We start from the raw sequence: 9,460 nt of genomic DNA, 5'->3' as shown, positions 1-9,460 counted from the left end.
AGAACTTCTTCCACCATCAGCTTCGAGCGACCGTAAGGATTGGTGGCACTCAGCGAAACAACTGCTAATGGTACTCGGCACTCTCCACATGGCTTCTCTGAAGTCCCAGATAAGAGCCTTGAGCATTCCACAGGTGGGAGAAAGTCGTTCTGAAAAACTGGTAGCCCATTTCAAAAGCTGGAAAAAAATTCTTAATGCTACGCCTCAGGAAATAGCTGCTGTGGCTTTGATGTCCGTTGAGCAGGCTCGGAGAGCTAAAAGCTATTTAAATGCTCCGAGCATCAGGGACTCTATTGAATGGTTTAGACGACCATGACTGTATTTCCGCCTTAAGCAGTCTCAAAAGCATCAACAATAAAAACCTCTCTGGCTTCCGGGCTGTCTCGTTCCGCAGCAGGATCATAATCTTATACGGGTTCATGCCGTTAAAAAACAATTACTGCGCTGATGCTCCCACTTAGATGAAGAGTGTCTTTTGATTGTTATCTTTATGAAAGGGCAGTGGCTAGATCAAGGACTATCTTTATCATTGCATTTCAGGTCATCAAGCTTGCGTTTTCGATGTATTCGTTTGTGATTCGACAGGGCTTTGAGACTGTCGCAAACCTTTCCGCATAGCTGCAGCTGGCTATCATCACCGATCACCGTCACCTCACAGGTTTGTGGCCCACTGTGGGAGCTTCTTTTGTGATCCGACAACGCTTTGGGGCCATTGAATACCCTCCCGCATGGCAACAGCTGGCTATCTTCCCCGACCACGATGACGTCACAGGTTCGTGGACTCCTGTGGTACCTGTCTTTGTGATTTATCAGGGCTTGTTCATTCTTGCAGAGCGTTCTGCATGGTCGCTGCTGGCCACTTTTACCGACCACTGTCGCCTTACAGGTTTGTTCCCCGGTGTGGTATCTGATTTTGTGAGATGACAGTGATCGGGCATGCTTGAAGGTTTTCCCACATGGCCACTCATGGCCGTCTTCCCCGACCACAGTGATGTCACAGGTCTTTTGTCCATTGTGGTAAATGCTTTTGTGACAGTGAAGGGCATGGGTATTCTTGCAGACCGTCCCGCAAGGCCGCTGTTTGCCATCCTTCCCGAGCACGGTCATGTCACAGGTTTGTGGCTCTGAGTGGTAGATTGCTTTGTGATCCAACAGCGCTTTAGGGCCGTTGAAGACCATCCCGCATGGCCGCGGCTGGCCATCTTCCCCGATCGCAGCCACATCGCAGGTTCGTTGTTTTCTGTGGTATCTGTCTTTGTGATCGGTCAGGGCTCTGGCATTTTTACAGGACACACCACATGGTCGCTGTTGGCCATCCTCTCCGGCTACCGTGGCCTCACAGGTTCGTTGCCCGGTATGGTATCTGCTTTTGTGACATAACAGAGATCGGAAATGCTTGAATACTTTCCCACATGGCTGCTGATGGCCATCCTCCCCGAACACGGGCAATTCACAGGTTTGTTGTCCGCTGTGGTACATGTATTTGTGTGTGTAGAGAGCACGAGCATTCTTGCAGACTTTCCAGCATTGCCGCAGCTGACCATCCTCCTCGACCACTATCACGTTACAAGTTGCTTTCCCGGCAGGAGCCGTTGTACTGGCTTCCCCTGCATCGACTGAGTTCAGGGCAACCCTGTCTGAGGCAACCCCGTCTGAGGCGACCCCTTCTAAAGAGTTGCAGCTATTCAAAGGAGCGTTTTGTCCGGGTGTTGCTACTGTCGAAACTCCTACAGAATCCAACGGCGATTGAGCTAACCCCGTGCTAACGGTTGAGGATCGGAATTGACAAACGCCGTGACAGGGCTGGACGAAACAATTTAAACCTAAACTGTGCAAATGTTGATGAGGGTCTCCGTTACCGTTTCCAGAGTCAGAGCACACAAGACTGGTGCAATAGCCTGTGGCTAAGGTGGCATTCTGGCCGGACGATTCTGATGGCTGGCCCTGTTGCTGACAGGTTTGATGGTTATTTCCAGAGCCAAACATCATAGTGATGGTGGCAAACGGATGAAACTCACTCGCCTTTTGTTGTCCACTCGGGTTAAACGACGGTGAACCGGGGTTCCAATAGTTCTGTAAAAGCCAACTGACAGTGACGGCCATTTCTACAGGTGACCACGAATAAGGTGTGATTTTTAGAGAGGCGCCTTTGGTTGTCAGGATTAGTTCGTAACCCACCAGCAGCTGGATGTTGTAGAGCCATTGCCATGAAATCGATTCAATATGTGTTGTTTTAACCCCGTATTCGCCCGATTTGTGTGGATTGTGATCAGGTGGCAAGCCCGGTTCTGTATGACTGTTTGCGTAGGCAATGACTGACGGGTTACCCGAGAATGTATGCCGGTCACGCATTATAGTGAAGCGCTGTTTCGTAGAACCTTTTTTCTGTTCAAGCTCGACAATATAACGTTCTGTCAATGGTTGGGTCTGGCAGTTGACAGAAAACAATAGCAGTAAGAGCGCTGCTACAAAGAGTGAGTGTTTAATAATTCTATCCCTGCTTTCCGGTTTACAGAAAGGAAGGATAGATCAAGAAAATAAGTGTGCTTTCCCGTTAAAAATCCATTAAAGCGCTTCTGTGATTCGACAGGGCTATGGCAATGCAGACCGACCTGCTTGACTGCTGCCAGTCATCCTCCCCGACTATGGTTACGTCACAGGTTTTTGACCGTTGTGGTATTTTTTTTGTGAACCGTTAAGGATATTGCATTTAAACTACAAAACAGAAAGGGCATATCTTTCGAGTCCGCAGCACACAGCTATTGGGGAATAGCCATCTGTCCCGATTCATTCGGGCACATTGTCAATTAATACGAGCATGGTCAGGGTATTATTCTCAGTTAATTGGGGATCAAAAAAAGGGGGGCTTTTTTGCAGGTAAAACGGACTTTATTTGCAAGCAGCTACAACCAGGCTTCATTCTGGAGTCACTTTTATCGTCAGATAAACGCCAGACAGAAAAAAGGCCGGATTTAATCCGGCCTAGTTGATGACAAATTTTATTATGGACAAGCTGAAATAGTAGTGGTATAACCGGGATAATTCTGAACAGCATCTATAGCACATAAGTTATTTGCTCCCGCTGCACCAGTACAAAAAACCTGCCAGCTGGTTCCTACAGTGTCTGGACACATAGTCACCGTTTGACTACCAAATGGACTTCCAGGTGTAATTACAATAGACGATTTGTCTGATGCTCCTGCACTTACTTTCCCTGCGGGACCAGGCACTGAATTTTCAGTAAGATCACAATCAGCCAATGCGTGTGACTGTAAACAGATCGAAATAGCTGTTTTATAGGCGTTAGCTTCCTGAATAGCAGCGCTAGCAGTGGCATTACGGGTATAGTTCTGGTACTGGGGAATCGCCACTGCCGCCAGAATACCAATGATCGCTACTACGATCATCAGTTCGATCAGCGTGAAACCCAGCGTCCTGGACATCCATGTTTTCATCTCGTTATCCTCGGTCATTGAATAGTTGCCCAACGCCAAAACCCGGGGCCCCACAGGTCAGTCTCTAGCAACATGTTTCGGCGCTCATGACCAGAGCTTTAGGCTTTTAAGCCCGCTAATTTCTCGTGATTTTCAAGTGTGACCCGATAACCCCAATACAGACTTAGTTACAGAGGCGGCTATCGTGAAAAATCGCAACCTTTTCGATAATAAAAGACTCTCTCTTGCCGCTCGGGCCATAACCGTTGTGCTGGTGCTTGCATCCACTGCAGTCACCGGAGCTTTGAGTCTTCAGACCATTTACCAAGGTGAAGTGGATCGCTATTTCGAGAAAGAACAGGGCTCGGAGCTGATGCTGATTATTCAATCGGGTCACCACACGCTCAAAACCACAGGCTCAGGAAAAGACAATTTCAGACCACTATTGAGCAGTGAATTGGGGCAATATCAGGATCATACCTTTGTTGGCTGGCATGCGGATTTCAAACAAATGACCCGGGGAGGTGGACTTCCTTTTTTAATGCTCTATGAAGTCAGCTATAAGAAAGGACGGACTCAAGAGTTTTTTTCCTACGAGGGTTTGCTGAATCCAAAGCTAATCGCCAGAGAGGTACATATTAATTAATGAGGTGAAAGGCTCCATTCTGCCAGAAGCGTGGGGTCATTGATTCAAAGGGAATTGAAACAGGATAGGTGCCATAAAATATGGGCCTATCCTTTAACTATTTCCAATTACTTTCTTTGAATAAAAATACTGACGAGAGCAAGTGCACCAGATCCTGCCATCAATAGTGTCGAAACCGCATTGAGCACCGGTGTTGAACCTTCCCTCATACGATCAAACAATGTAATCGTTAATGGGGAATCACTGCCTGCAAGAATTAATGTGGTATTAAAATTCTCGAAAGACATCAGAAAAGCCACAACCGCCGAGCCAATCACCGCTGGCTTTAACCAGGGCAGTGTAATCGTTGTGAATACCTCAAAACGGCTTGCACCCAGGTTTAAAGCAGCTTCTTCCATTGCGGTATCCAGCTTTCTCAGTCGTGCTGAAATGACGAGTGTTGCCATAGTACTGATAAATACAAATTGTCCAAGAACAATAAGTGGCAGACCGGGCCTTAAAAACTCCAGATCGAGTCCATAACTGTCTTCTATCGTATTGGCGATGCCGCTACTGAAAGAAAGAATGGAAATCCCGAGAATGACGCCCGGAATCACCAGTGGTAGCAACATCAAACTATAGAGAAACTGTTTTCCCCGAAAATCATATCGCTCAAACAACAGTGCATTAGTGATAGCTAAAGTGACGGACAGAATAGCAACAAACAGTGCGATCATGAGGCTAGTGATAATACTTTCCTGTATCGCACCGTCATGAAATAAGCCACGACGCTCTTTGTTGTCGGCAAAATACCAGTCCAGAGTAAACCCTTCCCACGGCAGGGAAGGAAATACACTGTCGTTCATTGAGAAAACGGCAACGACGACAAGTGGAGCCAAAAGAAACATAAAGAACAAGCATACATAAACCGTGTAGGTTTTCTGAAATGCTCTGCTTTGGGGAATACTCGGTATCATGATCTATTTCTCAGGTTTCACTGGCTAATGCCTGTTTGAAGGACTGTTTGCTGAGCTTCAGTCCAAGCCAGACAATCAGCGACGACAGACAGAGCAATAAAACGCCAAAGGCTGCTCCCTGTTCCCAGTTAAAGCGGGTAATAAACTGGGTAAAAATCTGCTCGGTAAACCAGAGACTGTCTTTACCACCCAACAGTGTCGGTGTCAGATAATTACCAAGGGTCAGCATAAAGACGACGATGCATCCTGATACGATGCCTGGTACAGCGTATGGAATAATGACTGTGCGAAGCACCGTGAAGTGGTTACCGCCCAGGTCATAAGCTGCTTCTACAAGGCTGTCGTCCATTCCTTCCAGGGTGCTGACCAGAGGCACTACCATAAAGAGCATGGAGGCATAAACGAGGCCCGTCATAACAGTAATGTCGTTGTACAGCATCTCTACTGGCGCGTCCACCACTCCAATCCATTGCAGGAAGCCACTGACAACACCGCTCTCACGCAGCAAAATCATCCAGCCATAGGTTCGCACAAGTTCACTGACCCAGAATGGAATCAGACAGGCAAGAAACATCAGGTTCTTGTTTTTACCCTGGGCAATTTTGGCGATATACCAGGCAACCGGAAAGGAGATCAGTAATGTCAGGGCCGTAGCAAGTATGGACATCACCGCAGTGCGCAAAAATGTATTCCAATAGAGCGGCTCTGTGAAAAACTCCCGATAATGAAGCAGGCTGAACTCATAAACACCGTAACTGACTCGCTCTCTCATTGAGATGCCCAACATATCCAGCTGTGGTAACAGAATCAGCAATGTCAGCGTCAGCAGCAGTGGCATTAACAGCAGATAAAAAGAGAGTTTTCTACCAGTCATGGTCAAGATTCTCTCTTTTTATTTGATAGAAAAATATTGCTCTGTTGCATATCCCAGGATAATGAGACTCTGTCTCCAGCCACCAGATCATTAAATTCTCGAGTCTGTGGCAACGAAACACTCAACTCTTGGGATGAATCGATATCTTTCACCAGTATCTGGCTATTACCGCCATCAAAAAGAATATTTTCTACCTGACCATTAATATGGTTTTCAGACGTTACGCTCTGATCTCTCCGGATATGAATGGCTTCCGGGCGGATAAACAAATCAACAGCGTCTCCTGCTTTAAGGTCTATTTTTGGAAACGCAGTTTTAAATTGCTGTCCGGCGTTAGATCGGATTATTGCCGTTTCACCAACAATAGACTCAACGATCCCGGCCACCCGATTGTTATTACCAACAAAACCAGCGACAAATGACGTTTTTGGCTCATAGTAAAGCGACTGCGGAGAGCCCACCTGTTCAAAACGGCCATGATTCATGACGGCTACCTGGTCCGACATAACCATTGCTTCAGATTGATCGTGGGTTATGTAAATAAAGGTGGTACCAAACGCTTTTTGCAGTTTTTTTAACTCGACTTTCATTTGTTCCCGAAGCTTCAGGTCAAGAGCGCCAAGAGGCTCGTCCAGCAAGAGAACATCCGGTTCAAGCACCAGACATCGAGCAATTGCCACCCGCTGTTTCTGTCCACCGGAGAGTTGATTGACCGATTTTTTTTCAATACCCGGCAAACCAATACGTTCCAGAACATCGGCAACTTTTTTATCCCTTTGCGGCTTTGGTACCCTGTTGCGCTTGAGTCCGTAAGCAATGTTTTCCCCAACATTCATCATGGGAAAAAGAGCCAGGTGCTGAAACACCATATTTACCGGACGCTTATTAGCCGGGATACCAGCCATCTTCTTTCCTTTTATCAGAATTTCTCCCTGATCAGGTTCAGAAAAACCGGCAAGCATTCTCAGCAGCGTGGTTTTGCCACAGCCAGAGGGGCCCAGTATGGAGAAAAAGAAGCCAGCAGGGATTTCAAGAGAAATGTCATTTACTGCCTGAAAACTGCCAAAGTGTTTGAAAACATTGCGGCATTCGAGATCGAAAGTCATGAGGGTGTACATCCTGAAAAACCACCAGCCTCTGTCATATAACTCTCAGCAAAAAACAGGACTGGCGGGTAAAGCTATAACTGATTACTGTGCGGCTTTGATACGATCCAGCGTTTTTCCTTCGATGATTTCCAGGCCTGCAGGTACTGGCGGATACCACTTGATATTATCGAGACTGCTCTGGTTGTAGCTGATCTTATAGCTGTTGCTGAGCTGTTCGTTAACAAACTCTTCAGCACCGGCAGATGCGGTAAAGTTACCCGCAGCCTCGGTGATTTTGGCAGCAATCTCAGGCTGCATTACAAAGTTGATCCATTGATAAGCAGCTTCATCATTCTTGCCTTTGGCGGGCAGGGCAAAGGTATCAATCCAGCCCAGTGCTCCAGACTCTGGTGGTACGAAGTTGATGCTGGTCGTTTCTTTATGCAGCTTCCAGCCGCCTGCATCCCAACCCATGGCCAAAGTGACTTCGCCACTGCGCAGCAGGTTAAGCAAAGCATCACCGCCTTCCCAGTAAGCTTTAACATTGGCTTTGCAGTTGATGAGCTTCTGCTCAACTTTGCCCAGAATTTCAGCGTATTTTTTCTGATCGTTGTAGGCTGCGAATGGGTCTTCGCCCATGGCAAACGCGAAACCAATCAGGGTTGGACGCTTCAGGCGATAGGATACTTTGCCCTTGTAATCATCAGAGCATAGGTCATTAAAACTGTAGCTGCTTTTGCTACCTGCAGTATCGGTAATCAGACCGCTGGTACCCCAGATATGAGGCACACCGTACACATCACCGTTTATGGTGGTGTTGGCTTTGGTGGCGGACAGCATGGAAGGAATAAACTGACCGGCATCGAGTTTACTGAGGTCAACAGGTTTATAAATTCGATATTCTTTCTGCGCACCGACAATACGATCCTGACTTGGCTGCACCAGATCATAACCAGCACCGCGAGTAGCGCGAAGCTTGGAAATCATATCTTCGTTATTGGATTTGGTGACCTTAACGGTAATACCGGTTTCCTGTTCAAACTGATCAATCACTTCCTGAGGCGCATAGCCTCCCCAGGTCAGAATTCTTAGTTCTTCCGCCTGTGCACTGGTGGTGAGCATGGCAACGGTGGATATGGTCAGCGCTAGCAGACCTTTCATTGGTTTCAACATGGAGCGCCTCTATGAGGTTTGTTATTGCTCACTATTGTTATGCAATTTTGTTACAGAAATGTTTCACTCGTTAAAACGAAGGTCAATAAAGATATGAGCCTGTTCATATTTATTTTAAAAATATGTGGCTGTTCAAAACCGCCTTATGAATTTTGCGGGTCAGGGTCTGGATGACACTGTACGTTCCCATGGGTTATATAACTGTACCTGGCACATACGCATATCGTTTGTATTTCGAGTAACTACAGTACAGTCATGCACCAAGCCTGTGACAGCTATAAGCCCATCAATCACAGGCATAGGTGCGCCCTTTTTTTCAGATTCAGACTGGATACGCCCCCAAGCTATTGCCACCCCAAGATCTACAGGCAATATTCTGTGCTTGAAGCGCTCCATAAGATCAAACTCAAGCCAGGTTCGCAACTTATCCTGTCTTGTCGGCTCCTGGCATTTCCCTATTCCTTTTTCAATTTCTGCCAGAGTCAAAACACTCAAATAGAGCTTGTATTCCTCACAACTATCCATCCATTCAAGTACATGCTGATCAGGATTTTTTTTGAATGCTTCTGACAATACACAGGTGTCCAGTAAATACTTCACAGATCTTCATCCCTCGGAGTTTCTTTACTTCTGTCAAACACTTCAACATCAGCATCCGAAAAGGGAGATGCTTTTAGAAATTCACTCAGACTATTCTCTGGTGCGGACATCTTTTGATAGTCTTCAAACGAAAGAATGACAGCCGCTTTATGCCCGTGACGGGTCACAAATTGCGGACCGTACTGGCGAGCCCTGTCCACGATATGACTAAACTTACTTTTAGCCTCTTGTAACTGCCATTGATTTTCCATTTCAATCTCCTGAATCATGACACACCTTAAAAAAAACTAGTCTGACTAGTTATATATGTCAACCTCAGTCTCTTCCAATATGAAATGAGCCTGAAGGGGAGCCCAGTTTCCAACATGAAATGAGCCTGTAAAATTCAGCACTGTCGTTCATGATGCGAGGGTGAAGATCATAGAAAATAAAAATAAAAAAAATAAAAAGAAAAATAAAAAGGACATCCACAAAAAAAAAAATAAAAAGGACATCCACAAAAAAATAAAAAGGACATCCACAAAAATAAAAAATAAAAAGGACATCCACAAAAATAAAAAAAAAATAAAAAGGACATCCACAAAAATAAAAAAAAAAATAAAAAAAATAAAAAGGACATCCACAAAAATAAAAAAAAATAAAAAGGACATCCACAAAAATAAAACCAGTTAAAAAGGACATCCAGAAAA

At 45.8% G+C, this 9,460-nt stretch carries 11 protein-coding genes; 3 read left to right on the top strand and 8 right to left on the bottom strand.

What is annotated here, in order from left to right; translation table 11 throughout:
* Positions 1–316 (top strand): helix-hairpin-helix domain-containing protein (locus KDK16_RS02095; RefSeq protein WP_257274442.1); only part of this gene is annotated, 316 nt, incomplete at its 5' end.
* Between the two features lie 194 nt (positions 317–510).
* On the opposite strand, the gene KDK16_RS02090 is transcribed toward KDK16_RS02095, so the two are convergent.
* Positions 511–2,418, bottom strand: a complete 1,908-nt coding sequence (locus KDK16_RS02090) for a hypothetical protein (RefSeq protein ID WP_257274441.1) — start codon at positions 2,416–2,418, stop codon at positions 511–513.
* A gap of 584 nt (positions 2,419–3,002) precedes the next feature.
* Positions 3,003–3,455: a prepilin-type N-terminal cleavage/methylation domain-containing protein gene (locus KDK16_RS13360; protein WP_306670691.1), complete on the bottom strand. Its 453-nt coding sequence runs from the start codon at positions 3,453–3,455 to the stop codon at positions 3,003–3,005.
* Between the two features lie 184 nt (positions 3,456–3,639).
* Between KDK16_RS13360 and KDK16_RS02080 the strand changes: the two genes are divergently transcribed.
* Complete coding sequence (locus KDK16_RS02080; RefSeq protein WP_257274440.1) at positions 3,640–4,080, top strand: hypothetical protein; 441 nt, start codon at positions 3,640–3,642, stop codon at positions 4,078–4,080.
* Positions 4,081–4,187: 107 nt separating this feature from the next.
* On the opposite strand, the gene KDK16_RS02075 is transcribed toward KDK16_RS02080, so the two are convergent.
* From KDK16_RS02075 to KDK16_RS02050, 6 genes are all read right to left on the bottom strand, one after another.
* Positions 4,188–4,925 carry an ABC transporter permease gene (locus tag KDK16_RS02075; protein WP_257274439.1) on the bottom strand — a complete coding sequence of 246 codons (738 nt, stop codon included), beginning with the start codon at positions 4,923–4,925 and terminating at the stop codon, positions 4,188–4,190.
* 121 nt (positions 4,926–5,046) lie between these two features.
* Positions 5,047–5,910 carry an ABC transporter permease gene (locus KDK16_RS02070; RefSeq protein ID WP_257252838.1) on the bottom strand — a complete coding sequence of 288 codons (864 nt, stop codon included), beginning with the start codon at positions 5,908–5,910 and terminating at the stop codon, positions 5,047–5,049.
* Between the two features lie 2 nt (positions 5,911–5,912).
* A complete protein-coding gene (locus KDK16_RS02065; protein WP_257274438.1) occupies positions 5,913–7,016 on the bottom strand; it encodes an ABC transporter ATP-binding protein in 1,104 nt (367 codons plus the stop codon).
* A gap of 84 nt (positions 7,017–7,100) precedes the next feature.
* Positions 7,101–8,171, bottom strand: a complete 1,071-nt coding sequence (locus KDK16_RS02060) for an extracellular solute-binding protein (protein WP_257252835.1) — start codon at positions 8,169–8,171, stop codon at positions 7,101–7,103.
* A 159-nt stretch (positions 8,172–8,330) separates the two neighbouring features.
* Positions 8,331–8,771 carry a type II toxin-antitoxin system VapC family toxin gene (locus tag KDK16_RS02055; RefSeq protein WP_257252834.1) on the bottom strand — a complete coding sequence of 147 codons (441 nt, stop codon included), beginning with the start codon at positions 8,769–8,771 and terminating at the stop codon, positions 8,331–8,333.
* Entirely contained in the window at positions 8,768–9,040 is a 273-nt protein-coding gene (locus tag KDK16_RS02050) for a type II toxin-antitoxin system Phd/YefM family antitoxin (RefSeq protein WP_257274437.1), read from the bottom strand. The genes KDK16_RS02055 and KDK16_RS02050 overlap by 4 nt, the downstream gene beginning before the upstream one ends.
* 142 nt (positions 9,041–9,182) lie before the next feature.
* On the opposite strand from KDK16_RS02050, the gene KDK16_RS02045 reads away from it, so the two are divergent.
* Positions 9,183–9,443 carry a hypothetical protein gene (locus tag KDK16_RS02045; RefSeq protein ID WP_257274436.1) on the top strand — a complete coding sequence of 87 codons (261 nt, stop codon included), beginning with the start codon at positions 9,183–9,185 and terminating at the stop codon, positions 9,441–9,443.
* Positions 9,444–9,460 lie beyond the last annotated feature (17 nt).

It is taken from the genome of Endozoicomonas sp. SESOKO4 (genome assembly GCF_024606275.1).
Note: the sequence above shows the minus strand (reverse complement) of the source record. Positions and strands in the feature narration are given on the sequence as shown.